General features: G+C 71.6%; 23 protein-coding genes and 1 riboswitch. Of the genes, 6 read left to right on the top strand and 17 right to left on the bottom strand.

What is annotated here, in order from left to right; genetic code table 11:
• Nucleotides 1–2 precede the first annotated feature (2 nt).
• Nucleotides 3–1,826 carry a WD40 repeat domain-containing serine/threonine protein kinase gene (locus tag ACQPZP_RS04140; RefSeq protein WP_433476298.1) on the top strand — a complete coding sequence of 608 codons (1,824 nt, stop codon included), beginning with the start codon at nt 3–5 and terminating at the stop codon, nt 1,824–1,826.
• A gap of 224 nt (nt 1,827–2,050) precedes the next feature.
• Here ACQPZP_RS04140 and ACQPZP_RS04135 read toward each other — a convergent pair whose 3' ends face one another.
• The 8 genes from ACQPZP_RS04135 to ACQPZP_RS04100 form a co-directional block, all read right to left on the bottom strand.
• A complete protein-coding gene (locus ACQPZP_RS04135) occupies nt 2,051–2,665 on the bottom strand; it encodes a DUF305 domain-containing protein (protein WP_433476297.1) in 615 nt (204 codons plus the stop codon).
• A 72-nt stretch (nt 2,666–2,737) separates the two neighbouring features.
• Nucleotides 2,738–3,166, bottom strand: coding sequence for a DUF6153 family protein (locus tag ACQPZP_RS04130; protein WP_433476296.1), 429 nt, complete (start codon nt 3,164–3,166; stop codon nt 2,738–2,740).
• Between the two features lie 17 nt (nt 3,167–3,183).
• Entirely contained in the window at nt 3,184–4,227 is a 1,044-nt protein-coding gene (locus ACQPZP_RS04125) for an NlpC/P60 family protein (protein WP_433476295.1), read from the bottom strand.
• A gap of 3 nt (nt 4,228–4,230) precedes the next feature.
• Nucleotides 4,231–4,378, bottom strand: a riboswitch (cyclic di-AMP (ydaO/yuaA leader).
• A gap of 103 nt (nt 4,379–4,481) precedes the next feature.
• Nucleotides 4,482–5,420 (bottom strand): M56 family metallopeptidase, encoded by a 939-nt coding sequence (locus ACQPZP_RS04120; RefSeq protein ID WP_433476294.1) that lies wholly within the window; start codon nt 5,418–5,420, stop codon nt 4,482–4,484.
• Entirely contained in the window at nt 5,417–5,797 is a 381-nt protein-coding gene (locus tag ACQPZP_RS04115) for a BlaI/MecI/CopY family transcriptional regulator (RefSeq protein ID WP_433476293.1), read from the bottom strand. The genes ACQPZP_RS04120 and ACQPZP_RS04115 overlap by 4 nt, the downstream gene beginning before the upstream one ends.
• A 64-nt stretch (nt 5,798–5,861) precedes the next feature.
• Nucleotides 5,862–6,401, bottom strand: a complete 540-nt coding sequence (locus tag ACQPZP_RS04110; protein WP_433476292.1) for a DUF4396 domain-containing protein — start codon at nt 6,399–6,401, stop codon at nt 5,862–5,864.
• A gap of 40 nt (nt 6,402–6,441) precedes the next feature.
• Nucleotides 6,442–7,929: a purine-cytosine permease family protein gene (locus tag ACQPZP_RS04105; protein WP_433476291.1), complete on the bottom strand. Its 1,488-nt coding sequence runs from the start codon at nt 7,927–7,929 to the stop codon at nt 6,442–6,444.
• A 39-nt stretch (nt 7,930–7,968) separates the two neighbouring features.
• The gene (locus ACQPZP_RS04100) at nt 7,969–9,057 is read right to left on the bottom strand and encodes an RNA-guided endonuclease InsQ/TnpB family protein (protein WP_433476290.1); all 1,089 of its coding nucleotides are present in this window, start codon (nt 9,055–9,057) and stop codon (nt 7,969–7,971) included.
• Nucleotides 9,058–9,174: 117 nt separating this feature from the next.
• Here ACQPZP_RS04100 and ACQPZP_RS04095 point away from each other — a divergent pair, with 117 nt between their 5' ends.
• A complete protein-coding gene (locus tag ACQPZP_RS04095) occupies nt 9,175–9,648 on the top strand; it encodes an LLM class flavin-dependent oxidoreductase (RefSeq protein WP_433476289.1) in 474 nt (157 codons plus the stop codon).
• Here ACQPZP_RS04095 and ACQPZP_RS04090 read toward each other — a convergent pair.
• From ACQPZP_RS04090 to ACQPZP_RS04075, 4 genes are all read right to left on the bottom strand, one after another.
• Nucleotides 9,645–10,379 (bottom strand): TIGR00730 family Rossman fold protein, encoded by a 735-nt coding sequence (locus tag ACQPZP_RS04090; protein WP_433476288.1) that lies wholly within the window; start codon nt 10,377–10,379, stop codon nt 9,645–9,647. The two genes, ACQPZP_RS04095 and ACQPZP_RS04090, sit on opposite strands and share 4 nt — an antisense overlap.
• A 141-nt stretch (nt 10,380–10,520) precedes the next feature.
• Entirely contained in the window at nt 10,521–10,928 is a 408-nt protein-coding gene (locus ACQPZP_RS04085; protein WP_433476287.1) for a hypothetical protein, read from the bottom strand.
• A gap of 219 nt (nt 10,929–11,147) precedes the next feature.
• A complete protein-coding gene (locus tag ACQPZP_RS04080) occupies nt 11,148–15,104 on the bottom strand; it encodes a TIR domain-containing protein (RefSeq protein ID WP_433479544.1) in 3,957 nt (1,318 codons plus the stop codon).
• A 28-nt stretch (nt 15,105–15,132) separates the two neighbouring features.
• Nucleotides 15,133–16,446: a helix-turn-helix domain-containing protein gene (locus tag ACQPZP_RS04075; protein ID WP_433476286.1), complete on the bottom strand. Its 1,314-nt coding sequence runs from the start codon at nt 16,444–16,446 to the stop codon at nt 15,133–15,135.
• A gap of 321 nt (nt 16,447–16,767) precedes the next feature.
• Here ACQPZP_RS04075 and ACQPZP_RS04070 point away from each other — a divergent pair, with 321 nt between their 5' ends.
• Nucleotides 16,768–18,057 (top strand): NB-ARC domain-containing protein, encoded by a 1,290-nt coding sequence (locus ACQPZP_RS04070; RefSeq protein ID WP_433476285.1) that lies wholly within the window; start codon nt 16,768–16,770, stop codon nt 18,055–18,057.
• Between the two features lie 181 nt (nt 18,058–18,238).
• On the opposite strand, the gene ACQPZP_RS04065 is transcribed toward ACQPZP_RS04070, so the two are convergent.
• The 3 genes from ACQPZP_RS04065 to ACQPZP_RS04055 form a co-directional block, all read right to left on the bottom strand.
• Nucleotides 18,239–18,658, bottom strand: coding sequence for an HIT family protein (locus ACQPZP_RS04065; protein WP_433476284.1), 420 nt, complete (start codon nt 18,656–18,658; stop codon nt 18,239–18,241).
• A gap of 244 nt (nt 18,659–18,902) precedes the next feature.
• A complete protein-coding gene (locus ACQPZP_RS04060) occupies nt 18,903–19,448 on the bottom strand; it encodes a hypothetical protein (RefSeq protein ID WP_433476283.1) in 546 nt (181 codons plus the stop codon).
• Nucleotides 19,449–19,664: 216 nt separating this feature from the next.
• The gene (locus tag ACQPZP_RS04055; protein ID WP_433476282.1) at nt 19,665–21,128 is read right to left on the bottom strand and encodes a PLP-dependent aminotransferase family protein; all 1,464 of its coding nucleotides are present in this window, start codon (nt 21,126–21,128) and stop codon (nt 19,665–19,667) included.
• A 97-nt stretch (nt 21,129–21,225) separates the two neighbouring features.
• Here ACQPZP_RS04055 and ACQPZP_RS04050 point away from each other — a divergent pair, with 97 nt between their 5' ends.
• Nucleotides 21,226–22,521 carry an FAD-binding oxidoreductase gene (locus ACQPZP_RS04050; protein ID WP_433476281.1) on the top strand — a complete coding sequence of 432 codons (1,296 nt, stop codon included), beginning with the start codon at nt 21,226–21,228 and terminating at the stop codon, nt 22,519–22,521.
• A 7-nt stretch (nt 22,522–22,528) separates the two neighbouring features.
• Here ACQPZP_RS04050 and ACQPZP_RS04045 read toward each other — a convergent pair whose 3' ends face one another.
• Nucleotides 22,529–24,070 (bottom strand): MDR family MFS transporter, encoded by a 1,542-nt coding sequence (locus ACQPZP_RS04045; protein WP_433476280.1) that lies wholly within the window; start codon nt 24,068–24,070, stop codon nt 22,529–22,531.
• Nucleotides 24,054–25,385 (bottom strand): APC family permease, encoded by a 1,332-nt coding sequence (locus ACQPZP_RS04040; protein ID WP_433476279.1) that lies wholly within the window; start codon nt 25,383–25,385, stop codon nt 24,054–24,056. Before ACQPZP_RS04040 ends, ACQPZP_RS04045 begins: the two co-directional genes overlap by 17 nt.
• Nucleotides 25,386–25,430: 45 nt before the next feature.
• Between ACQPZP_RS04040 and ACQPZP_RS04035 the strand changes: the two genes are divergently transcribed.
• Together ACQPZP_RS04035 and ACQPZP_RS04030 are read left to right on the top strand one after the other, a co-directional pair.
• A complete protein-coding gene (locus ACQPZP_RS04035) occupies nt 25,431–26,207 on the top strand; it encodes a helix-turn-helix domain-containing protein (RefSeq protein WP_433476278.1) in 777 nt (258 codons plus the stop codon).
• A complete protein-coding gene (locus ACQPZP_RS04030) occupies nt 26,204–26,593 on the top strand; it encodes a VOC family protein (RefSeq protein WP_433476277.1) in 390 nt (129 codons plus the stop codon). The genes ACQPZP_RS04035 and ACQPZP_RS04030 overlap by 4 nt, the downstream gene beginning before the upstream one ends.
• The last annotated feature ends 38 nt before the right edge of the window (nt 26,594–26,631 follow it).

The following is a 26,631-nucleotide window of genomic DNA, read 5'->3' as shown; positions in this document are numbered from 1 at the left end:
CAGTGGATCCGCTGCGCAATGACGACCCCCGGCAGGTCGGCCCTTACCGGCTGGAGGGCCGGTTGGGCGCGGGGGGAATGGGCGAGGTGTTCCTCGGGGTCTCGCCGGGCGGACGCAAGGTCGCGGTGAAGGTCGTCCGCGCCCAGTACGCCGCCGACCCGGAGTTCCGCCGGCGGTTCGCCCGCGAGATCGAGGCAGCCCGCAAGGTCGGCGGGTTCCACACCGCGCAGGTCGTCGACGCCGACCCCGACGCCGAGTCGCCCTGGATGGTGACCGCGTTCGTCCCCGGCCCCTCCTTGCGGCAGGTCGTGCTGCGCCAGGGGCCGCTCGCGCCGGGCGCGGTACGCGAACTGGGCGCGGGACTGGCCGAAGGACTGGCCGCGATCCACGCGTGCGGGCTGGTCCACCGCGACCTCAAGCCCGGCAACGTCATCATGGCCCCGGACGGGCCCCGGGTCATCGACTTCGGCATCGCCCGCGCGGCGGACGCGACCGCGCTGACCTCGGCCGGGGCGGTCGTCGGCACGTTCTCGTTCATGTCCCCGGAGCAGGTCCGGGCCGACGTCACCGGCCCGGCGAGCGACGTGTTCTCGCTCGGCTGCGTGCTCGCCTACGCCGCGCTCGGACGCGGCCCGTTCGACGCGACGACCATCCCGGCGATCGTCCGCAAGATCGTTGGTGCGCCGCCCGACCTGGCCGGCCTCACCGCCGATCTCCACCTGCGCGACCTGATCGTCCGCTGCCTGGAGAAGGACGCCGCGCGACGGCCGACCGTCCAGGACGTCCTGGCCGGCCTCGCCGATCCGCCGCGCCGGTTCGGCCGCCGGGCCGTCCTGCTGGGCGGCGCGGCCGTCGCGGCGACCGCCGCCGTCACCGTCCCGTCGGTCCTGCTGTGGCCCTCGGACGCGCCCGCCGCCAAGCGGAACGCCCCGAAGACCCCGATCGGCGTGCCCACCGCCGTCAGCCTGCCGAGTTCGGAGGTCGCGGTGTCGGACCTGGCGTTCTCCCCCGACGGCAGGACCCTGTGGGGCGCGGGATTCGCGTCGATCCTGCGCTGGGACCTGGCCACCGCGCAGGTCACCTCGCACGAGATCGAGGACGGCAAGACCTATCGGCGGCCCATGGTCTTCAGCCCGGACGGCAGGACCCTCGCCACCGGCGCCGAGGACGGGGCCGTCCACCTCCGGGACGTGGCGTCCGGGCGAGTCCGCAAGTCCTTCACCAAGGCGCGCGGCGTCCAGGCGCTCAGGTTCGGTCCCGACGGCCGGTCACTCGCCATCAGCAGCGGAAGCGGATCGCCGTACGTACAGATCTGGGACGCCGTCACCGACAGGTCCGTCTCGATGAACATCGACTACACCGCCAACGCGCTTGCGTTCTCGCCGGACGGAAGGACGCTCGCCGGCGCCCGGTACCTGTCAGGGCGCTACACCCTCTGGGACGTCTCGGACGGCAAGGGGGTCGAGGTCTCGTCCGACGGCAGCGAGATCCCCTGCCTCGCCTTCAGCCCGGATGGGAAGACCGCCGCGGTCTCCAACGGCAGCTACTGGGGGATCGAGCTCCGGAGCGCGACCGACGGCCGGCTCCGCGCCACCCTCAAAGGCCTCCAGGGCGAGGTCCGGGCCCTGGCGTTCAGCCCGGACGGCGACACCCTGGTCAGCGCCGACGAGAAGAACATCCGGCTCTGGCACGTCCCGACACGGCGCAACACCGCGACGCTTCCCGGTGACTCCGACCAGGACCAGACCGTGACGTTCGCCCCCAACGGGCAGAGCTTCGCCACCACGAGCGGAGCCGGAACGACCCGGTTCTGGACCTTCCGCTAGCCCACCGGCCGGCTCATCCCCGGAACGCCGGGTCAGGCCACGGAAGGGCCGGTTTCTGGGAGGCCTTGGCCTGTTGCGTAGGGATGTTCTTTGAGGGGTGGTCATGGAGCCGCCGCGGTCGGGCGATCCGCGCCACGAGGTGGACCATGTTTCGCCGGCATCGGTGCGCCTGAGGGAAGGGCGGGCGTGCTCGACCTCGCCCTTCCCTCTCTAGCGTGGACGTCCTACATCTTTTGCAGGAGCGCCCGCATCTTGGCGATTTCGGCGGACTGCGAGGAGACGATGCCGTCGGCCATGGCCTTGGCCGCGGGGAACTGACCGGAGGCCTGTTCGGTCTTGGCCATCGTCACGGCGCCCTGGTGATGCTTGATCATCATCTCCAGGAAGGACTTGTCGAACGCCTGGCCCTTGGCGGACTCCAGCTCCTTCATGTCCTTCTCGCTCATCATGCCGTCCATGCCGCCATGTTCCATGCCCCCATGGTTCATAGAGCCCATCCCCGGCGAGGGTACAGACGCGCCCCAGGAGGTCAGCCAGCCCGTCAGCTGCTGGATCTCGGGGTCCTGGGCCTTCTTGATGTCGGAGGCGAGGCGCTTCACCTCGGCCGAGGAGGCACGGGTGGCGGCGAGGCCGGCCATCTCGATCGCCTGGCGGTGATGCGGGATCATCATCTGGGCGAACATGACGTCCTGGTCGTTGTGCGCTTGCGCGGCCGAGGACGGCGACGCACTGGCCGACATGGAGTGACCGGACATCGAGCCGGAGTCGTTGTCGTCACCGCACGCGGCCAGAGAGATCGCGAGCGCGGGAACGATGGCGAGCGTGAATACACGCTTCATGGTTGGTCGGAGCCTTTCGTGGTGAGGGTGTGTTCAGGGCCGTTGGCGCATACGGAATGCGCCGAGGGCCGGTCACAGCCTCAGCACGCTCAGCCGGTGGAGGGACGGTCTCGGCGGCGGCCGCCCGACGAGCAGAATCCGTGTTCTGGTCAGGATCCGCACGACCACCGCGATCGGCTTCCGCCCGTACAGGGCGACGGCCGTCATGACGAGCAGCAGCATCGTCAAGATCGCCAGGCAGATCCCACCACCCGGGTGATCATTGTGGTGGTGGCCGGGCTGGTCGTCGCCCGCCGCCCGGTGGTTCGCCGCCGCCATCGGTGCCGGGTCATGGTGGCCGGCGCTCATGGACGTCAGCGGGACACCGGTCATCTCCGTCGGGCTCGGCGACGCCTGGAAGCCGTGCATCGCGAGCACGCAGAAGAGCAGAAGCAGACCCCACGACAGCTTCGAGGATCTTCTACGCGGCCACCGCTCCGGCACCTGCTTCAGCCCTCCCACCTGCTCGGTCGTTGCGGTCAGGCGACTCTGACCCCGCCGGCGAAGGGGCGTCCGCCAATCGGGGCGATCTTGACGACGTCGCCGGTCTGCGGCGCGTGGACCATCTTTCCATTGCCGATGTACATGCCCATGTGGTGCAGGTCGCTGTAGAAGAACACCAGGTCACCGGGCTTGAGCTGGCTCATGCTCACGTGGGTTCCGGCGTTGTACTGGCTGCCGGTGTAGTGGCCGAGGCTGATGCCGACCTGGGCGTAGGCGTAGAGGGTCAGTCCGGAGCAGTCGAAGCCCTTGATGTTGGCGCCCTGCGCGGTGCCATAGGACGGGCCCGACGCGTTGCCGCCGCCCCAGGAGTAAGGGACGCCGAGCTGGCTCAGGGCCGCCCGGACCGCGCCCATGGCCTTGGCCGAGGCGCCCCCGGCATCCACACTGGGAACCGGTCCGCCGTTGACGCGACCGGTAGGGCCGGCCCCCAGCTTGGCTTCGACCTTCTTCAGCTTGGCCTGGAGTTCGCGCCGCTTCTTCTTCGCCTCGTCGGTGATCTGACGGACCTGGTTCGCGCGCGCTTCGGCCGACTTGCGGGCGCGTTCGGCGGACTGCATCGTCTGCAGCAGCTGGGCCACGCGGCCGCCGTCCTGGCGGGCGAAGTAGTTCAGGGTGGCCGATCGGTCCAGGATCGCCTGCGGGTCATCGGCGGACGCGAACGCGGCCGCCGGGTCGGACGGGCCGTTCTTGTAGCTGTCCGCCGCGACCTTGACCATGCGGGCGCGGGCCTCTTCCAGCAACTTCTTCTGGCGGGCGGCACTGCCCTGGGCGACCTTGGCCGCGCGCTGCGCCTGCCGCAGCCGCTCCCGCAGCCCGTTGTACTGCTCGCTGAGCTTCTCCGCCTCGTCGGCGAGCTTCTTCTGCTGGGCGGTCAGCTCCTTGCGTGTGGGCTTGGGCTCCGCCCAGGCCGGCGCAGGGGCCAGAAGCCCTGCGGAGAGGGCCAGCGATGCCGTCAACGCCGTGCCCGTGATGATCCGGCGGCGGGCCGACGTTCGGAATACGGCAGCTCGTCGCTGCATGAAGTGTCCTCTCCTGTGGCGCCTACCGGGTGAGCTGTCGGGTTCGGGCCGGAGTCGCCCTACCGTCCGCAGAGGGACGGATTCACCCCGGTGAAGATCGGGTCCCCGGTTCCTGGGTGGGGGTGTCCGCAGGATTCGGCGTGACCATCGCTGTCCCCGGCGGGGACGCCGCGCGATGTCTCCTACGGAGCGTAGGAGATCGTGCCCTCATTCGCCACCCAAGTGGACGATTCAGCTCATTCGCCCCGGTGGCCTCAGCAGCTCACCGCCAGCCTCACGAGTGCGAGGGAGGCCACCACGAGGGGCGCCGCGACCGCGGTCGTCACGAACACGGAGGTGGCCAGCCGGAGGATCTGATGCGGCTTCGCCGGGCCGGCCGACTCCAGCCGCCGCACACGTTCCACCAGGGCCCCGGCGCCCGATCCGCCCGTCGCCCCCAAAGCCCCGGCCACGCCGGGCGCTGCGGCGAGGCGGCAGAGGGCGTCCACCAATGCCCGCCTCCCGCAGGTCCGCGCCGCGGCGTCGTCGGCGGCCATCTCCAGCAGCAGCGGAAGCCTCGCCTTGGCCCGCCGGACGGTCGGCAGCCACGGCAGCAGGGCATGCGCCAGATCGAGCATCAGCAGCAGCGCGTGGTGCCGCTGGCGCAGATGGGCCCGCTCATGCGCCAGAACCGCCCCGAACTCGGCCTGGCTGAGCGCGTCCTTGGCCCCGCTGCTGACGACGATCGCGCGCCGGCGCGCGGGCAGCGAGTAGGCCACCGGAACGGGGTGATCGAGGACCAGCACATCGGCGTGCCGCCCGTCCTGCCGGGCGACCAGGCGCAGCATCTCCCTGTGCCGCCGCCGATGCCGGACGGCCCGGACGAGCCGGGGCAGGCCGCGGGCCAGCCGGGAGCCGCAGGCCGTCAGCAGCACCAGGCTCGCGGCGGCCGCCAAGATGATCGCCAGATCCCCATGGTGGGGCACGCAGTCACGCAACCGCTCAAGAAACCCGTGGCCGGGCCCCGGCGGAGAGAGCAGCGCGACCATGACCATCCCGGTGCCGGCGATGAGGGTGCCGGCGAGGGCGGCCACCCAGCAGGCGATGGCGATCCCGGGGGCGGCGGCGGAACGCTGCGCCCGGTCCAGGACGGGCCCGGCCAGGCACCCCAGCAACACCGCCGAGGCGATCAGCCCGGCCACCAGGAAGATCACGTCTCGCCCTCGCCGGACGCCCGCCGGCGCAGGGCGTCCAGCAGATGGCGGGCGTCCTCGGCGGGAACGCTTTCGGCGAACCTGGCAAGGATGGCGCCGTGGTCGGACGTCTCGGTCAGCGCGTCCAGCATCAACTCGACCGCGTACTCCTCGCGGGCACGGGTGGGGCTGTAGCGGAAAGCGATCCCGTCCTGAGTGCGCTGCAGCAGACCCTTCTGCGCCAGACGTTCGGCCACGGTCTGCACGGTGTTGTAGGCCAGCGTCTTGTCGGCATTCTCGTTCAGCTTCGACAGAAGCTCGCGAATCCGAAGCGGGCCAGGCGCCGCCCACAGCACGTCCATGATGGAACGCTCAAGCGATCCGCCCAATCCGGCCACACGCCACCTCCGTCCTTGCCCACATTGTGCCGGAGAGCCGGCACACCACGGGAACAGGGCGACCTCAGTGGTGGTACTGGTGAACCACGGCGTGCCCCCTGCCCTGGCCGATCATCCAGCGATTGACCGGCGTGGTGACCACGAAGGCGACGGCAAAGGCGACCGCGAGCGCTCCCCAGAACAGCGGATCCCCCAGACCGGCCTCCATCGCGCCCGGGATCACCATCATGCTCGCATTGTCCAAGACCTCCATGACCGCGATCGACACGGTGTCCGCCGCCAGCGCCACACCGAAGGCCGCCCGCAGCGACAACCCCGCCTTCAGGACGCCGCGCATGGTCAACGCGTACCCGAACACGAACGCCAGGATCACCGCCGCGACGATCGTCGCCATGTTCGACCACCCCAGCGCCGTCCCGATCACCATGCCGAGCACCTCGCCTATGGCGCACCCGGTCAGGCAGTGCAGCGTCGCCTGCGCCGCCATCGCCCAGGACACCGGCCCGGCATGCCCGTGCGCGCCATGCCCGCCCTCATGGTGTTCATGTTCGCCGTGCCCGACGGCGGTGTGCTGATCGGATCCATGGCCGTCATGTGGGGTCATTCGATGCCTCCGCGACTCTCAACGATCAGGGCATGTGCTCCTACAAATTGTAGGAGGTCGCCGCCAGGGCCACGCCACCACCAGGCGCAGGGGAGGAGTCATCTCCGCACCCTCCGCACCGCCCGCCGCCGGCACCGTCGCCGTCGAGTTGACCGGCGCGCCTCAGGGGGCCGCGACCTGCGGCCCCCCGGACCTCGCGAGCGGAGAAGCGCCACGGATGGAGCGACCGCGTGATCGCCGAGGTCGTCGGCTCGGCACCGGAAGGTGCCCGTGCGGCTAGCCGGTCTGGATCGACGAGGCTCCCGACTCGGAGAGCCCGGCCTGTGCCGGGTGCCCGGCGTGGCGGCCGTGCCGGCGCAGGGATCCGGAGAGCGGCGACAGCCGGTAGGTGAGCAGGTAGACCACGGCGGCTGCGGCACCGCCGATGTAGTAGGACACGTCGCCGAGGCCCGGGTGGGCGTGGGCGATCGGGCCGGTCCAGGCGTTGGACGTCCAGAACGGCAGGGACGCCGCGCAGGTCGAGGAAGACGACGGTCACCCAGGGCGCGATGAGGTAGCCGGACGCGACGAGGAAGTCGTGGAACTTGGCGTAGATGTCGCCGCCCAGCCACAGCGAGAGCACCATCGTCAGGACGGTGGCGATGACCGCGGCGGTCCTGCGCGAGACCGGGGCTCGCAGCGTGAGCAGTGAGATCGCGCCCCCGTACAGGTTGAGTCCGTTCACCGGGAACGTCGAGACGACGATGGTGAGCATCGCCAGCGGGGCGAAGTCGCCGGTCAGGTGCTTGACCGATTCGATGACGCCGGCCTGGCCGGCGGCACTGGCGACCAGCGCCCCGACGGCGCCGAGCCAGAAGATCGCGCAGAAGTTGCCCGCCGCGGTGTTGAGCCGGACCCGCCGTCCGGACGTGCTCGCGGGCAGGTAGCGGGAGTAGTCGGAGGCGAAGGGCGCCCAGGCCAGCAGGAAGGAGAAGAAGTATCCGGCGGAGGTGATCCAGCCGCCGGTCGTGCCGACGAAGAACGGCGCGTGCGGGTCGGAGTGCGTGGTCCAGTGCGCCTTGGTCAGCGCCACCACCGTGATCGACAGGAACAGCACGCCCAGCAGGACGCTGCCGATCCGGTTCACGAAGTGGATCATGTTGTACCCGAACACGACGAGCAGGCCCTGGAGCACCGAGATGGCGACGATCCCGGCCGAGGAGGGGACCCCGAGCAGCTCGTCGAGGGCCTGCGCGCCGATGATCGTGTTGACCACGGCCCAGCCGACGGCGGCGAAGACGTTGACGATCGCCACGGGCGGATAGTTGCCGTAGTAGCCGAGCGGTCCCCTGGCCTGCACCTGCTGCGGCAGGCCGAGCCGTGTGCCCATGGCGGCGAGCACGCCCATGAGCAGGGCGCCCGCCGCGGTGCCGGCGGCGATGGCCAGCAGCGCCTGGGGCAGCGAGAGGCCGAAGTAGATCGGCCAGAACCCGAGCAGGAGCAGCGGCAGGGTCAGGTTCCCCCCGAACCACGTGAAGAACTTTGACATCCTCCTCCCCGTGCACGAGAAGGATTCCAACAGCGACCGTTACCCCGTGAGGGGGAGGTCACGTTGAGGTTCACGGTTCACCGGCTCGCCCGTCGGCGGGCCTCCCCGTGCAGCGACCGCATGCCCTGCGGCCGTATCGCGGATGTTGCGGGCCGCGTTCACGTCGGCGTTGACCCGACACTTGCAGACGACGCAGGAGAAGACCGCTTGGCTCTTGCGGCTCTCCCCGGCGGGGAGGATGCCCCGGTTCAGCCCCGCCTTGGCACCCACATTGCGGCCCGGCGCCCCGACCGTGCCCCGCGCCGACCGGGTCATGCCCCTGATGTTGAGGTCCTCCACCCCAATCACATCAAACCGGCAAGCCAGGCCGGTGGAGGTCTTCTCGATCCAGTCCTTGCGCCGGTCGGTCCCACGGGCTTTCAGCCGGGCGATCGCGGCCTTGACCCAGGCCCGCCGTCTGGAACCTGGCTTTGCGCGGGCGAGTCTGCGCAGCAGCCGCTCCAGCCGGGCCCGCTCACCCTCCCGCAACCCAGGCGCATGGAGCAAATCACCGGTCGACAACGCGGCGCTGACGGCCGCGCCACGGTCCACCCCTACCACCCCACACGTGCCTGGCGCGGGAATCGGGGCGGGGATGATGGCGAAGGCCACATGCCAGCGGCCCGCCCGGTCCCGGGTGACCCGGAAGGATTTGACGGTGTCGCGGACGGGCCGGGACCAGCGGAACCGCACCCAGCCCACCTTGGGCACCTTCACCTGCCCCACCCGTCGTGACACTCGCCGCACATCGCCGGGCTTGACCGCCACGACCCGGAACCCCTCCTGCCGGCCAGCCTTGCGCCACGTCGGGCGGCGGTGGGTACCGGCGAAGAAATGGCCCATGGCGTGGGCGAAGTCCTTGAGCGCCTGCTGCTGCACCGTCACCGACCCAGCCCGCAACCAGGCGAACTCCGCCCGCGCCTGCGTCAACTGACGGCACTGTTCGGCGAAACCCGGCGCCGAACCGCGGCCCGGCCGCCAACAGGCGTGCTGTTCGACCGCTAGGTTCCACACGAACCGGGCGTGCCCGCAATGCTCCAACAGCGCCCGCTCCTGGGCGGGCGTCGGCTGCATACGGTAGCGAGACATGAGCGGTAAGCTACCGGCTCCCACCGACAAAACCCGGAGAGGACCGAGTTCCCGGCCCCCGGTGTCAGGTGGAGCCATCCGCTGTCCCCGTCCACCCCGGACTTCACCCGGGACGGCGTGATCACGAAGATGGCGGTCACCCCGTCGCCGCTGCAGTCGCCGCTGCCGCTCTGGCGGGTGATCGACTCGCCGCGCTCGATCCGCTGGGCGGCCGAGCGCGGCGTCCAGGGCATGTTCTGGCTTCCGCCGGTCTCGGCGCTCAAGGAGCGCTTCGAGCTGTACCGCGATGTCGCGAGCGAGTCGTCCGGTCGCGAGTACGCGCTCGGAGAGGGCATCGGGCTGGTCCGCGACGTGTACGTCGCCGACACGATGGAGCAGGCCCGGCGGGAGTTCGAGGAGGCGGTGATGACCTCCTACCGCTGGTGTACATGGGGTCGGACTTCCACGACGGCGCACACCTCAAGCCGATCCCGCGTCCAGCCCCTGAAACGAGAACCCCCGGTCGGACAGCGGAACGCTGCCCGACCGGGAGCCCATTACTGCTCAGGTTCCGCACACGGAGCGAAACCTTTGTTGCGCGCGGCCGCCTAGATGGCGACGCGCTCCTGCATCAGTGCCACTGCCTCTTCCGCCGTGTCGACGAGGGGCAGCAGGAGGAGGTCGTCCTCCGAGATCTTGCCGGTGGCCAGCACTACGTTGCGGAGCCAGTCGAGCAGGCCCTGCCAGTACCAGCGGCCGACCAGCACGATCGGCTTCCCCTCGATCTTCGCCGTCTGGAGGAGGGTCAGCACCTCGAAGAGCTCGTCCAAGGTGCCTCCCCCGCCCGGGAGGGCCACGACCCCGCACGAGTACTTCACGAACATCACCTTGCGGGTGAAGAAGTACCTGCACGCGACCTTGATGTCGAGGTACTCGTTGAACCCCTGCTCGCGCGGGAGCTCGATTCCCACTCCGATGGAGGGGCCACGTTCGGACGTGGCCCCCTCGTTGACGCCCTGCATGCCGCCGGGCCCGCCGCCTGTCATGACGCCGAACCCGGCCTTGGCGGCCTCGGCGCCGGTGTTGAAGGCGAGGTCGTACTCCGGCGTGCCGTGCTCGGTGCGCGCGCTGGCGTACACGACGAGCGTCGGCGGGATGTCGGTGAGCGTCGCGAAACCTTCCGCGAACTCCTTCGCGACCCGCAGGATCCATTCCACGTCCCGCTGCGACAGCCGACCGAAGAGCTCCTCCAGGACCCGCAGGGTCCCTTCCGAGTCCCGCCGGGGCAGCTGACCGCCGGACTCCTCCCCCGCTTTGCGGGAGGGGGTAATTGCTTCTGTCATCGCTGAACCTCAACTTGCTCGCTTACGACACCCGAGGCATCGCAAGGGCACCCGGCCATCGGGTGCCACTCGTGATCGTCCGCTGACGGCGGCCACCCGCCACCGCCCGTTGCCGAGGAGTTCACGGCGGTCCGTAAGCGATCATGCGCGATCCGCAATCCACCCCTGGCGGATGATCACCAGCCCCGCATTGTCTTCACTGCGGCACCGTGCCGCGAGAAATCCGACAAACCACAACAAAAAGGAGTGATTGCAGTGGTGGCCACTGCATCGAACAGTCCTGACAAGAAATGCGACGGTCATTCCGTCGCCGTGATCGTCGTAGATCGGCACGAGCGTGTGCTGATCGGCGACATCCCAGATGGAGCAGGCGCATCCAGCGTGGCCGGGCACGTCTTCGACGTCCATCCGGACCACGACACGGCGGCCTGCGAGAAAGTCCACGAAGAAGTGGGCGCCAGCATCAAGGCGCTGCGACGCGTGTTCGCAGAGCCGGTGCCGCGTCTCAACCCCTGCAAGCGCGGGAACGGCCCGGACGGAGTCGGCCACTACTGGCAGCTCTACGTGGCAGAGGTCGAAGGGCACCTGACCATCGACCCGGGGTCCTTCCTCAATGTGCGATGGGTCTCCAGGGACGAGCTGCAAGCCCTGGCCCAGCGCACCCTGGGCTACGTCCAGGGCAAGGTCACCGCCGAGGAATGGGCCGAGGAGCCCGGCCTCACGGTGTCCTGGGTCCAGTGGTTCGTCTCGGCGGGGTTCATCGAAGTGTCAGTGCGAGCACGGGCGGTCCCGGCTGACCGTGCTCGGCAACCGATCCTTCTCGCGCTGCGTGAAGGCTCGGTCCCCTTCCTCGCACAGCCGTGCGAACCACTCGCCCGGATCGAATCGCAGGGACCGCACGGACGCGACGGGCGCGTCCAGCTCCAGGTAGGAGAGCTCGTCGCCGTGCAGCCAGCTCCACCGCCCGACGAGGCCGGGGACGGTGACGGTCGCGACCAGTTCGGCCCGCTCCCAGCGCCAGAACTGGATCTTGCCGCTGACGTCAGAGAGCAGCAGCATCGGGCCCGCGAAGCCGACCACGTTCAGCGCCTGGCTCGGGATGGACGGCAGGGCGCGGGATTCGTCCACGTCCCACACCTCCACCTCGCCGCGCGCCCGGGACACCCCGGCCAGCCGGGTGCCGCCGGGGTTCAGCGCGATCGCCTGCCAGCCGCCCGCCTTCACTTCGCCCTTGAGGTGCACGATCCGGCTCCGCTTGCCGACGTCCCAGACGTCCACGCCGGCCTCCGTGTCGGCGACGATCTGACCCGGGTGGCCCGGCCGGGCGTGAATGCCCACCTGGTCGTTCGACCCTTCGTCCAGCGGAAGCGGGCCCGCCACCGGCCGGCCGGTGTCCAGGTTCCACCGGGTGAGCACGCCGTCCTGCAGGAACGCCGCCTCGTCATCGGAGAGCGCGACGACCTCCGGGCGGCTGGTCGCGGGGGCGTCGCGTACCCGGATCTCTCGCTCCACGCTCAGATCCGGAACCCGGTAGATTCGCAGTTCGCCCCCGGCACCGCTGAGCGCGCGATCGCCGCTCGGGGTGAACACCAGGTTCGGTTCATGGTGCTTTCCGGGCACCTCGGCCAGCCGCCGCCCGGTGTCGGCGTCGGTGAGGACCAGATCGTCGTTCTCCCGTGCGCTCAGCCATCGGCGATGCTCGGGGTCGAACGCGGGAGCGGTGACGAACGGGGACCTCTTCCCCTCATCGGGTGGGTCCGGTTTCGCGGCCCGCACCTGCGCGAACGTGTCGCCGTTGTGCACCGCCATGGTCATGCCGCCGCCTGCGTCCAGCATCCCGACCGCTCCTGCGGTCTCCGCCTCGAAGGGCAGCGGGGCACGGATCGTGTAGCGCCTGCCGGTCGGCCAATGCAGGAAGGTGTACATGCCCACACCGGAAGTGCCGCAGGAGCCCACGACGCAAAGGAACTGGCCTGTGGCGTCCGGCACGAACGGAGTCCCGCCGTTGCACGGCGGCGGGGCCGGGGACGGCGTGCGGTCGGCGCCCGTTCGCGCGTCGCGGATGCGCAGGCCGGCGGGCTCGCAGACGGCCACGTCCGAGCCGGCGCCAAGGGGGATCGACCCCTTCGGGAAGTCACGCAGTTTCTCGCCGGTGCGCCTGTCGCGCACCACGACCTCACTGGCCCCGAGGGCGCCCGTCTGGGTCGCCACCGCGTCTCCGCCTCGGAGCGGGACGGCGTCGTTGAGCGACGCCTTCGAGCCGATCGCGGTCGGCAACGGCCGGCGCTTCCGGACGTCCCACACCTCGACCCGCTTCAGGTCGATGTTCTCGGCGAGGAACCGGCCGTCCGCGTCGAACCGCAGAGTGGCCGGCGGGCTGCCGGACCCCTTCTGGCGCAACGGGAACGGGCCGGCGCGGTCGGCGATCGTCCACAGCAGCACCGCGCCGTCGAAGGTACTGATCGCGAGCGACGAGCCGTCCGGGCTCACCGCGAACGAGGCCGCCTCCTCCGTCGTCGGGACCCACCGCCGTGACCGCTCCGGCGGACCGTCCCACACCACGACCCGATGCTGCCCCTCGCCGACCAGCGCCGCTCTGACGCGGCCGTCCGTGCTGGCCTGGGACCGGCTGAGCGGGCCGCCCTCCTCTGGACCGTGGATCCGCTCGGCGAAGCGCCACTTGAGGTACTGGTCCAGCAGCGCCTCGTACGCACCTGAGTTGCCCGGTTTCTCGCGCCATGCCGCCAGAGCGAACTGCAGCGCCGTCGACGGGTGGTCCTCCGCCGCCCTCTTCGCCTCCTGGGCGAGCAGCGTGGCGTTGGCGTCGCGGAGCTGGTCGCCGAGTTCGTCGCTGCGCTGCACCACCACGGCCGACAGCACGCTCGTGGCCAGCGCCAGCGCGGCGACCAACGCGGTCACCGCGCGCCAGCGCCGGACGCCCCGAAGCCGGTGCCTGCGGCTGGCGACGACGTACTCCCGCTCGGCGGCGGTCAGATCATCGGGGCCGGCGGCCAGCCACAGCTCCGCGGTCGCCAGCGGAGCACCGCGCAGCAGACCACCGGAGTCCCTGTCGGACACCTGCCATTGGCCGAGTGTGACCCGAAGCTGCTCCTGCCATGTGCGGAACTCCTGCGCGGCCACCAGCCAGTCGTGCAACCGCCGCCATGCGTGGACGAGCGCCTCGTGGGCGAGCGCGACGACCTCGGGCTGGCCGACGTCCTGGCGGATCACGACCAGGCGGCTGTATCCCAGCTCCGCGGCCGTTTCGCGGAGCTCCGGCGGGAGCCGGTCCAGGAGGGCCGGGGCGAACCGGAACGAGCCGTCCTCGCCGGGCCGGGCGAGCTGCACCAGCAGCCGCTCGGCAAACGGCCGCCGCGCTTCAGGCAACCGCTCGGTGTAGAACTCCTCGGCGTACGCGGCCAGAGCGCCGCCGACGCCGCCCATCTCGTCGTACGCCTCGTGGGTGAGCAGCCCGCCGCGCCGGGACTCCCACAGCCGGGTCAGCGCGAACTCCACCAGCGGCAGCTGGCCGGGCGCGCCCTCCGCGTCCCCCACGATCCGCTCGACCAGCCCGGGCTCGAACTCCACGTGCCCCGTCGCGGCGAGGGGTTCGGCGATCGCGGCGCGCAGCTCCGCCGGGCCCATGGCGCGCACGTACACCGTGGACTCCTCCAGGACCGCGGCCAGCTCGGCGGTGAGCACCTCGTCGACGCCTGCCGAGCGCATGGTGAACACCGCGCGCAGCGCCGGGGGCCGGCCGGGCCGGCGGGGGGCCGCGTGCACCAGCTCGGCCACGAGGTCGAACAGCTCCCGGGCCGCGGCCGGATCCGTCCCCGCGAGCTCCTCGAACTGGTCGACGCAGAGCACCAGCTCGCCGACCTCCTCGGCGATCGGGTCGGCGAGCAGCGCCAGGTCGCCGTCCCGGTCGTCGAGCCGGTCGTGCAGGCCCGGTCCGAGCACCGTGCGCAGCGCGTTCATCAGCAGCGCGTTCGGTGAGACCCCGGCGATCGGGCGGAACACCGCCAGCGCCGCCTCCTCCCGCCGCAGCACCGGCCACAGCCCCGCACGCACCAGCGACGACTTCCCGCTCCCCGACGCGCCGGCGACCACGACGACCGGCCGGTGCGCGACCAGGCGGGTCAGCCGGGCGATCTCCCGGTCGCGGCCGTGGAAGACCTCGGCGTCCTCCTCGCGGAACGGCTGCAGCCCGCGGTACGGGCACTGCGCCAGATCGTCCTCGGGCCGCTCCGGTGCGGGGCGCGGCTCCTGCAGACCGGGGACCAGCTCGTCGAGCTCGTCGAGCAGGCGGGCGATGTCGCGGTCGTCGTTCCGGTGGTGCAGACGCAGGTACTGGCATCGGGCCAGGCGGGCGATGCTCAGCGGCAGGTCGGACTCGTCCAGCCGCGGTACCCGGTCGAGGAGCACCGGGATGACCCGCAGCCCGTGCTTCAGCGCCGCGATGATCTCCCGGTTCACCCAGTCGTCCGGGTCGTCGATGCGCGGCCGCCCGGCCCGGTCGGTGATCGCCGGCCAGCGCGTGCCGATCACGGCGAGCAGGACGTCGCACTCGCGCAGCCGGGCCTCGATCCGCTCGGCGAAGTCCTCGCCGAGGCGGATCGACTTGCTGGCCAGGAAGACGTTGTGCGCGCCGAACCGGGTGGCGAGCTCCCGTGCGATCAGCGTCGCGGCCCAGTCCCCGTCGCCGGTGCGGTAGTTGACGAACACCCCGCCCAAGTCATCCCTTTCGCCGTGGTCACCGAACGGGCACGTGCAACGCCGCGGCCAGCCGCGGCTGGAGCTCCCGCACCGGCGCGTGGTCGCGCCATCTGGTCAGCGTCCGCGAGAGCCGCCTCAGGTCGACCCGGATGGTGGCCGAGTCCACCAGCTCGATGTCGTCCAGCACCAGGCCGGCCAGGTGGCAGGCGTGATCGAGCTCGCCGGCCGCGGCGTGCGCGAGCGCCCGCCGCGCCCCGAACCGGGCCCTGGCCCGCTCGGCGCCGGCCGGCATGCGGGGCACCTGGTCGTCCAGGATCTGCGCGGCCATGGCCGGACGGCCCAGGTCGTACAGGCACCAGCCGGTGACGACCGGACCCATGTCGGCCACGCTGGCCGGGCCGAGGGCGAGGCCGCCGTCCTGCCCGGTCGACTGTGCCCGGTCCAGCAGCGCGGCCGCCCGGTCCAGTGCCCGGTGGCACCGCCGGTCGTCGCCGGCAAGCGCGTGTCCCTGCGCCTCGCGCAGCGCCGCCAGGCCGCGCACCCGGGGCGACACCCTGGTGTCGGCCTGCGCCAGGCCCGCCAGCTCGACGGTCTGCGCGGCGTCCTCCCGCAGCATGGCGACCAGCGCCGTGCGCACCAGGCCATGCGCGGCGAACTCGTGGTCGCCCGCGGCTTCCGCCATGCTCACCGCGGTGCGCGTCCACCAGGTGGCCGCCTGGTCGTGTCCGGCTTCCTGCGCCATCCACCCGGTGAACTCGGCATAGCGTGCGGCGAGCAGGAGCAGCCGGTTCCGCGCCGGGGTCCGGGCGGCGGCGGCCAGTTCCCGCAGGGTGTGGGTCTGCGCGATCAGGCTGGGCAGTACCGCGGCGGGGCTCATCGTCCGGCCGAGCCGGCGATGCAGCTCGAACATGGCGGCGAACGCGTCGTAGGTGGGTTCCTGCCGCATGGCGGCCGACCCGCCGGACGGGTTCACCTCCAGCGTGAGCAGCGCGGCGGCCCCGGTGGGCAGCGCAGCCCTGCGGCTCATCGGCGCGAACCAGCCGGGACCCCGCGGTGCCAGGCTCATCACCCAGGCCTCGTCCTCGGCCATCTGGTCGCCGGACGGCGTGGCGCCGGACGTCGCATTCCCTGGAGACGCGGGTCCGGCCAGCTCACTGAGACGTCCGCCGGTGCCGAGTGCCGCGTCACAGCGCCGGGCCAGGTCCACGCCGGGCGGCTTCCGCCCGGTCTCGATCTTGCTCAGGTAGCCCTTGCTGTAGTGAACGATCCGGGCCAGCCCGCCGAGCGAGAGGCCGGCGGCCAGCCGGGCCCGCCGCAACTCCGCGCCGAACAGTCTCGGTTGGTCGCCCATACCCTGCTCACCTCAGGTGTTGCCCGTTGCCTCTTCGCCGGGTCTACGGTCAACCCCTCCCGTCGCGCCCCGAGCGCCGTGCATCCTCGGCTCAGACCCGAACATGTGGATATTACATATGGACGAAGCGATGCAGTAAACGGTTTGTAACGATCTCCGGGGATCTGACTCTCCGAAGCCGACCGGTTGACGTGATCAGTGAAAAACGCTTTCGGGGGCGATGTGGAAACTCGTAACGGGGAATCGGGCGCCGCGTTCAGCGCCGTGCTACCGCTCGGGGACGGTCCGTCGCCGGACCATGCCAGGACGCCGGAGGAATTCATGGTCCGGCTCCGCCAGCTCAGGGAATGGACCGGCCTCAGCTATCGCGAACTGGAGACGCGCAGCAGGAACATGGGGGCCTTCGTGCCGCGCAGCACGCTCGCCTCGGCGCTCCGGCGGAACGCACTCCCGCGCCAGGAGTTCGTGGTCACCGTGGTGCGGGCCTGCGGCCTCGACCCGGTTCCCTGGGCGCGGGCCCGCAGGCGGCTCGCCGTCCGTCTCGCGACGTCCGGGCATCCGGCGGAACCGGCTCCCGCGCAGACCGGCCCGGCGCCGCATCAGCTTCCGCCGTCCCCGGCCGTTCTGGTGGGGCGCGACGAGGAACTGGGGCGGCTCGTCCGGATGCTCACCACGACGCCCGTCACGGTGGTCAGCGGGCAGCCGGGGGTCGGCAAGTCCGCGGCGGCCCTACGCGCCGCCCACCGGATCGCCCATCTGTTCCCGGACGGGCAGCTCTACGTCAACCTGCGGAAAGAGACCCCGGGCGCCGAGCCGCCGGGCCCGGCGGAGATCGCGGCCCTGCTGCTGCGGAGCCTCGGGACCGAAGGCTCGCAGGTGCCCGCGGACGCCGGGGAGGCGGCCGGACGGCTGCGCACGGTGCTGTCCGGCCGCCGCGTGCTGATCCTGCTGGACGACGTCGCCTCTGCCGCACAGGTCCGGCCGCTGGTGCCGTGCGGCGGGCAGAGCACGGCGATCCTGACGTCCAGGACACCGCTGACCTCGCTGGACTGTGCCGGACACGTGCGGCTCCGTCCGCTCTCGCGCGATGCGGCGATGGAGGCGCTGGAGCGGTTCCTCGGCGCGGAGCGCGTCCAAGCTGAGCCGGAGGCGGTGCGGACGCTGGCGGACCTGTGCGATCACCTTCCGCTGGGACTGCGGATCGCGGCGGCGCGGCTGGCCGCCCGCCCCGAATGGCCGGTGCGCATCCTGGCCGAGCGGCTGGCCGACGAACGGCGCCGGCTCGACGAGTTCCGGGTGGACGACGTGGATGTGCGGGCAAGCCTGGCCCTCAGCTTCGAGGATCTGGCCGGGAGCGCCGACGAGCAGAACCGGCTCGCGGTGTGCGTGCTCGGCGTCGTCGCGGCGCTGCCCGCGGGGCAGGTGCGGCTGGGTGAGGCCGCGGCGCTGCTCGACATGCCCCAGGACACCGCGGAGCGAGCGCTCGAACGCCTGGTGGACGCCAATCTGGTGGAGAGCGGCACACCGGGAAGCTACCGCGTACCCGACCTGGTGCGGCTCTTCGCACTGGAACGCCGAAACGAATTGAGCCGGTGCTGCGACACCGCGTGAACGCAGTCAGGAACGGCGGAGAGAAGCGAACTCGCAAGGATCCTGGACAAGCGTGCGCAACTGATCCGCGACCGCTCCCCCGAACAGGGGACGGATGTCGGCATCAAGGTCGGCGACGGCGTTTCGCCACATCAGGGCACGGCTGACCAAAGCCGGAACGGCCGCCGGCCGCACGGCCTCGTCACCGGATGTCTCCGGCCTGTCGTGCCGGGCGGGTGGCGCGCTGGGGGGTCCAGGGCAGTGGCAGATCGTCGCCGTCCTGGCGGGGCACCACATGCAGGTGAAGGTGGAACACCGTCTGGGTCGCGGCGGCGCCCCTGCTGGTGATGACGTTCGCGGCGGGCAGGCGTCCCGCCAGCTGCGCGGCCGCCGCCATGGCCTGTGCGGACACCGCCGGGTCGGTGCCGACATCGGTGACGTGGACGCGGGGGACGACCAGCACGTGCCCGGGAGTGACCGGATGGCGGGGCAGGATGGCGATCGCCTCCGGCCACCGGCCGACGACCGAGGCGGGGGCACGGCCCGCGATGATCTCGCAGAACACGCAGTCCCTCGCCTCGTGCGGGCCCGGCGTGCCGGCCGTGTCGCGGATGATGTCCATGCGGGGTGCCTCCTGCCGTCGCCAGGACCTGGACGAAAGCCTCCAGGCGGTACTGGCTACCTACCCCCCGTACGCCCGCCCGGAAAGCGCGAGGCCCCTGGTGGCCGAGGCGGGCGCCCGCCTCGGCCACCAGGGGCCTTCTGCGATCACGTCGTCGGGCTGATGGATTCAGCCCGGTGATCTGGAGTCTTCACCATGACCCCGTTCGGGGCCGGTCCGTCGGCCGGCCCCGGACGTGGCAGGATCAGCCGCCCGCCGTCCAGCGGTAGGCGCCGTTCCGGTAGCCGCGGACGTTGGCGTACGGGTAGTAGTTCTTGCCGTTCCCCGTGTAGTAGAACTTGACCTGGGCGTAGGACGTCGCGTAGGCCCAGTCACTGCGGTGGGTCAACGACTTGTGGACCCAGTACCTCGGCACGAACCTGTACTTGTTGTAGGTGTAGTACTTGAAGGTCGCCTTGGCGTAGGTGACGCGGCTGCCGTTGTAGCACCAGTAGAGCTTGTTGCCCACGTAGCCGACCCAGTTGCCGTTGGAGAACTTGTAGCCCTGGTACCGCGTGTAGGAGCGGCAGTAAGTCGCCGCAGCGATGGCCTGCTGGTCCTTGGCCGTCACGCCGCCCGACTTCTTGGCCTCGGCGACGAGGTCCTTCTTGGAAATGAGCCCCTGGGAGACGGCGGACGCCTCCTTGAAGGGGGCGGCCGGCTTGGCCTGCGCCTGCGCGGCCGGGCCGGCGGCGAACAGGCCGGCGGCCAGGGCTCCGGTGAGGACGGTCACAGATGCGACACGCCGCATGTGTTCCTCCATGCTTGGAATGGGGGGGAGCGCGCGGGCACCGGAAGGCTGCCGGTGCCGCTTGCGCCTTTTCTCGCTCAGTGTGATGCCTGTGACCCTCAGTTGGTTCCGGGTACAGCGATGTTTTTTTGTGTTCTCTGTAACAGGAGTTCTGATCAGACGCACAATGGGCGATTTTTTGTGACACTTTGCGCTGCGAGTCCTATTTGTCCGAATCTAGAGTCGACGCTGGTCAGGAGCACGCGGAGGAAGGATTCGCAGGATCGCGTTCAGGGCGGCTTCGACGGCGTGGTCCGGCGGGGTCGCGTAGCCGACGACCAGACCGTCCTCGGGCGGGAACGGCGCGTCGGGGTGGCGGAACGACGACAGGCCGTCCAGGGCGATGCCGGCACGGGTGGCGGTATCGACGGTGGCCGCCTCGGTGCCGGCGGGAAGGCGCAGGACCGCGTGCAGCCCGGCCGCGATACCCGTCACATGGACGTGCGGCGCGTGTTCGGCCAAGGCGGTGACGAACCGGTCGCGCCGGGCGCGGTACCGCTGCCGCATGCGGCGGACGTGCCGGTCGTAGGAGCCGGAGGCGAGGAAGTCGGCCAGGGTCAGCTGGTCCAGCACTCCCGCCCAGGCCTCGCGCTCGCCCTTGGCGGCCAGCACGTCGTCCACAAGGTGGTCGGGCAGGACCATCCAGCCGAGCCGGACGGCCGGGGAAAGGCTCTTGCTGACGGAGCCGATGTAGATCACCCGGTCGGGGTCCAGGCCCTGCAACGCGCCTATCGGCCGGCGGTCGTAGCGGAACTCGCCGTCGTAGTCGTCTTCGAGGACGAACCCATCTGATGACCGCGCCCAGTCGACGGCGGCCGCCCGGCGGCGCGCGTGCAGGGGGCCTCCCGTCGGGAACTGGTGCGCGGGTGTCAGGAGCACCGCGCGTTCCCGGCCGGTCAGTTCGTCGACGCGGGCGCCGTCGCCATCAACCGTGAGCGGCCGGGTGCGGACGCCGGCCTGCGACAGCAGCCCCCGGTGGAACGCCAGGCCGTATCCCTCCACGGCGAGCGGACCGCGCAGCACCCGGCCGCCGAACAGCAGCCGCAGGGCATGCGCGAATCCGGAGCAGACCACGATGCGCCCCGGGGCGGTCCGGACGCCGCGGGTGCGGGCCAGGTACTCGGCGAGCGCGTGGCGCAGTTCGGGTCTGCCGCGCGGATCCCCCGGGCCGAACGCCTCGTTCGGCGCGGTGGTGACCGCCCGGCGCGCCGACGCCAGCCAGGCGGCGCGCGGGAAGGACGACGCGTCCGGCTGCCCCTGCCGGAGGTTGTGCACCAGCCGGCCTGCTTTGACGGGGGTGTGCCCTCCCACAGAAGACCGAGGCGGACCCGGCCGCGGGGAGCGGCGCGGCAGGGAGGGCTCCACGCGGTCCGCCACCCGGGTCCCCGAGCCCTGGAGTGCGGTCAGCCAGCCCTCGGCGACGAGTTCGGCGTAGGCGTCGGCGACGGTGTTGCGGGCCAGGCCGAGGTCGGCCGCCAGCGACCGGTAGGGCGGCAACCTGCTGCCCGGGGCCAGCCGCCCGGACCGGACGGCCTCGCGCAGCGCCCGGGTCAGGGCGGCGCGGCGTCCGCCCTTGCCGGTCAGCTCCAGGTGCAGGTCAGCGCCGATCCGCTCTGCCAGATTGACCCAGCTTTCCGCCATGGAATTGCACCCTACCGGGGGTCTTTTCTCCTCCTAGCTTCGTGTGCAGGGCCCGCGCTGTGCGCCGCCTGACTCGACTCGGAAAAGAAGGATCATCATGAACGCTCTGCGATCCGCCGTCCGCGGCAACGTCCTGCTGCCCGGAGAGCCCGGCTTCGAGCCGTCCCGCCGTCCCTGGAACCTCGCCGTCGACCAGCCGGTGGCGGCGGTCGTCGAGGCCGCCGACGCCGATGACGTCGCCGCCCTCGTCCGGTATGCCCGCTTCACCGGACTGGGCGTCGCCACCCAGCCCAACGGGCACGGCGCCACCGGGCGCACCGACGGCACCATCCTGCTGCGAACCCGGCGGCTGGACGAGGTGCGGATCGACCCCGCGGCCCGCCGTGCCCGCGTCGGTGCGGGAGTACCGTCCGGACGCCTCCAGGCCGCCGCCGCACCGCACGGCCTGACCGGGCTGCCCGGCAGCTCCCCCATCGTCAGCGTCACCGGCGTCGCCCTCGGCGGGGGGCTGAGCTGGTTCGGGAGAACCCACGGCTGGGTCGCCGACAGCGTCACCGCCATGGACATCGTGGACCCCGATGGACGGCGGCGGCGCATCACCGCCTGTACCGACCCCGACCTGTTCTGGGCCCTGCGCGGCGGAGGCGGCGACTTCGCGATCGTGACGTCGCTCGAACTCGCCCTGCACCCGGCACCCCACCTGTACGGCGGCCGGATGCTGTGGCCCGCCGAGCACGTCGCCCGCGTCATGGACGCCTACCGCCAGATCACCGCGGAGGCCCCTGACGAGCTCACCGTCTGGCTGGACCTGCTCCATTTCCCCGGCTCCGACCCGATGGTCGCCGTGGACGCCACCTACCTCGGCGACGAACACCGCGCACGCGACCTGCTCGGCCCCCTCGACCGTCTTCCCCTTCCGCTGTCCGACAGCAGGCGGACCATGACGGTCGCCGAGCTCGGCACCATCACCGCCGAGCCCACCGACCCCGGTGCCGGTTCCTCACGCGCCGAACTGCTGACCGGCCTGGACGACGCCACGGCCAAGTCGTTGCTGACCGCCCCGATCGCGCCCTTGCTGAGCGTGCAGATCCGGCACCTGGGCGGGGCGTTCACCCGGCCGTCCGACTCCCCGCACGGTCCGCTGACCGAGCCCTATGCGCTCTACATGTTCGGCATCCCGTCCGACCCGGCCGCGGCCGAGGCGGTCGACGCCAGGCAACGCGCCCTCAGCGGTTCCGTCGCGGTGAGCGGCCGCAAGCCCTTCACCTTCCTCAACCCCGCCGAAACCGTGGCGGACGCCTTCGCCCCCGCCACGGTGAACCGCTTGCGGCGCATCAAGGACCACCACGACCCGCACAACGTCTTCCGCAGCAACTTCCCCGTCCACGCCTGAACTTCGCTCAGCAGACGGGTTCGAGAGCCATGTCGGCCGTTTCCGAAGGGGCGCCGGACGCGGCGTGCTCTTCGGCGTGCTTCGCCCGCTTCGGCAGCAGGAGGGCGGTCGCGACCATCACGAGGGCCAGCGCGGCGCTGATGACGAAGGCCAGCCGCATGCCGTCGAGCTGGGCGACCGTCCGGCTGACTCCGTCGGCGATCCGGCTTTCGGCCCGGCCCGCCATCACGGTCACCACCAGCGCCGTGCCGAAGGCCGCGGCGACCTGCTGGAGGGTGCCCAGCATCGAGCTGCCATGCGAGTACAGCCGGGACGGCAGGGCGCCGAGACCGTGGGTGAACACCGGGGTGAACGTCGCGGCCAGCGAGACCATGAGCAGCGCGTGCAGGCCGAGCACCTGCCAGTACGGCATCGTCGTCGAGACCTGGGTGAAGCCGGCCAGGGCGAGCACGATGCCGATCGACCCGGGGATGATCAGTGCCCGGGCGCCGAGGCGGTCGAAGAGCCGTCCGACGATCGGGCCGAGCAGCCCCATCGCCAGCCCGCCGGGCATCACGAGCAGGCCGGTCTGCAGCGGGCTGAGGCCCCGCAGGCTCTGCAGGTAGATCGGCAGCAGGATCATCGAGCCCATCATCGCCATGAACCCGAGCGACATCAGCAGCAGGGACAGGGCGTAGGCGGGGTGCCGCAGGACGCGCAGGTCCAGGAGCGGAACGTCGCGGCGCTGCAGCCGGAGCTGGCGGACCGCGAACACCGCGATCATGGCGAGCCCGGTCAGGACGATCGCCGCGGGCACCGCCGTCCCGCCCCCGCCGAACCGGCTCAGCCCGTAGACCAGGGAGCCGAAGCCGGCGGTCGCGGCGCCGACGCTGAACCAGTCGATGGAGCCGGGCCGCGGCTCCCCCACGTTCTCCAGCCGGGCCAGGCCCCGCCAGGTGATCAGGGCCGCGACCGGCAGCACGGCCGCGAACAGGAACCGCCATGAGCCGAGTTGCAGGATCAGCCCCGAGACGGCCGGGCCCATCGCGGGCGCGACCGAGATCGCCATGGTCACGTTGCCCATCACCCGGCCCCGGTCGTGCTCGGGCACGACGGTCATCAGGGTCGTCATCAGCAGCGGCATCATGACGGCCGTCCCGGACGCCTGGACGATCCGGGCGACCAGCAGGACCTCGAACACCGGCGCGACCGTGGCCAGCGCGGTCCCGGCGAGGAAGACGCCCATCGCGGTGGCGTAGGCGCGGCGGGTGCTGACCCGCTGGAGGAACCAGCCGGTCACCGGGATCACCGCGGCCATGGTCAGCATGAACGCCGTGGAGAGCCACTGCGCCGCCTGCTCGGTGACGTTCATGTCCGTCATCAGCCGCGGGATCGCGTTGATCATGATCGTCTCGTTGAGGATGACCACGAACGTCGCGAGCACCAGCAGCCGGATCACCGCGGGCGTCCGGCCGGCCTTGGGGGCTCGTCCGGTCGGCGCGTTCTCAAGGTCGGGGGGCGGGAGTTCGCGGCTCGGCGTCCGGTCTGCGGGCTCATGTGTGGTCGTCATGCCGGATTAGACCGGCTTCGCCGCCGGAACTCATCGCTCTCGCCCGGCGCCTTGCCGCGAACCGCACGGCGGCGCGTCCCACCAGCCCGAGGACGAACATGACCGTTCCCGCCGCAACGGACTGCCAGGGGAGGGTGACGACCAGGACCAGGCAGCCGGTCACTCCGAGCACGTTGAGCCATCGCGGCCATCGGCGTTGGCCGGACGGCTGGGTGAACGCGGCGGCGTTGGCGATCGCGTAGTAGATCAGCACTCCGAAGGACGAGAAGCCGATGACGCCGCGCAGATCGACCGTGGCCACGAGGGTGCCGACGACGACGGCGAGGGCGATCTCGGCATGGTGCGGCACCCGGTGCCGAGGGTGGACGGCCGCCAGCCAGGAGGGCAGATCGTGATGACGGGCCATGGCCAGGCCGGTGCGGCCGATGCCTGCGATGAGCGCGAGGAGCGCGCCGAGCGCGGCCAGGGCGGCGCCCACCCGCACCACCGGGGACAGAACGCCCGCGCCGGCGTCCTGCACCGCGGTGGTCAGCGGCGCGGAGGCGGCGGCGAGCCGGTCCGGCCCGGCGGCCAGCAGCGCCGCCACCCCCACCACCACGTAGACGCCCACGGCGAGCAGCAGCGCCATGGGAATGGCGCGGGGAATGGTGCGATCCGGTTCGCGGACCTCCTCGCCCATGGTGGCGATGCGGGCGTACCCGGCGAACGCGAAGAACAGCAGCCCGGCGGCCTGCAGGATGCCGTAGGCACCTCCCGTGCCGAGGCCGGACCAGCCGCCGAGGTTCGCCGTGCCGGCGTCGCCTCCCAAGGCGATTCCGGCGACCAGTACGGACAGGGCGGTCAGGCTGGTGGCGACCAGGACGCGGGTCAGCAGGACGGTCCGGGTCACACCCCGGTAGTTGAGCGCGGTCAGGGCCAGCACGCCCGCGACCGCCACGGCGCGCTGCGCCCACCACGGCCCGGGGACGGCGTAGGTGGCGAAGGTGAGCGCCATCGCCGCGCAGGAGGCGGTCTTGCCGGCCACGAACCCCCACCCGGCCAGGAAGCCCCACCAGTGCCCGAGCCGCTCGCGGCCGTAGACATAGGTACCGCCCGAGGTCGGATACACCGCCGCCAGCTGCGCCGACGCGGTGGCGTTGCAGTAGGCGACCAGCGCCGCGAGGGCGAGCCCGATCAGCAGCCCGGTCCCGGCCGCTCGGGCGGCGGGGCCGAACACGGCGAACACGCCGGCCCCGATCATCGACCCCAGCCCGATGACCACCGCGTCACCGGTGCCCAGCCGGCGCGCCAGGCGGCCCGCTCCCGGTACGGACACCACCGCTCCAATTCCATCAAGCCGTTTTGATGTATCGTGGGCGGTATGGCACCGCCGGGTCAAGCCCCGCCGTTCGTCCGCCTGGGCGCCCACCCGCTGCGCTGGCGGCTGCTGACCGAGCTGGCCGCCGGCGATCACCGCGTGCGCGAGCTCACGGCCCTGGTCGGCGAGCCGCAGAACCTGGTCTCCTACCATCTGCGGGTCCTGCGCCAGGGCGGGCTGGTCACCGTGCGGCGAAGCAGCTTCGACGCCCGCGACAGCTACTACCACCTGGACCTGGACCGCTGCGCGCAGGCGCTGACCGCCGCCGGCGCGGCCCTGCACCCTGCCCTGCACCCGGGCCCGCCGCCACCGCCGGCCCCGCCCGCCGGACGACCGGATCGGCTCCGCGTCCTGTTCACCTGCACCGGGAACAGTGCCCGCTCACCGATCGCCGAAGCCCTGCTGACTCGGCGCGGCGCCGGCCACGTCGAGGCGACCAGCGCCGGAAGCCACCCCAAACCAGACATCCACCCCCATGCCGTTCGGGTGCTGCGCGAGCGCTACGGCGTCGACATCGCCGATCGGCACCCGCGGCACCTGGACACCATGACCGGCCGCCGCTTCGACTACGTGATCAGCCTGTGCGACAAGGTCCGTGAGGTCTGCCCGGAGTTCCCCGGCCGCCCCCGGCTGGTCCACTGGAGCATCGCCGACCCGTCCGCCCCCGGAGACGCCGGCGACGACGGCTACGCGGTCTTCTGCCGCACCGCCGCCGAAATCGACACCCGCGTCCGCCATCTGCTCGCCGCTCTCGTTCACCCACAGGAGGTGCGACCATGACCGCAACCGACGAACTCGCCAGCGTCCGGTACCTCGTCGACGACGTCCAGGCAGCAGTCGACTTCTATACGGGCCATCTCGGCTTCACCGTGCGCAGCAATGTCGCGCCCGCCTTCGCGGACGTGGTCCGCGGGCCGCTGCGGCTGCTGCTGTCCGGGCCGGCGAGTTCCGGCGCCCGCGCGACCCCGGCCGACTCCGCGTCCGCGGGCCGCAACCGTATCCACATCATCGTCGGGGACCTCGATGACGAGATCGGCCGGCTGAGCGCGGCCGGGCTGTCCTTCCGCGGTGATCCGGTCAGCGGTCCCGGCGGGCGGCAGATCCTGCTCAGCGACCCCGCGGGCAACCTCATCGAACTGTTCCAGCCCGCCCGGCCGACGGAATGATCAACAAACCGGGGGTGACCGTCCGACGCCGCTGTTAG

The organism is Spirillospora sp. CA-142024, from assembly GCF_050942325.1.
GTDB lineage: Bacteria > Actinomycetota > Actinomycetes > Streptosporangiales > Streptosporangiaceae > Spirillospora.
This window is presented reverse-complemented; position numbering and strand designations above follow the sequence as displayed.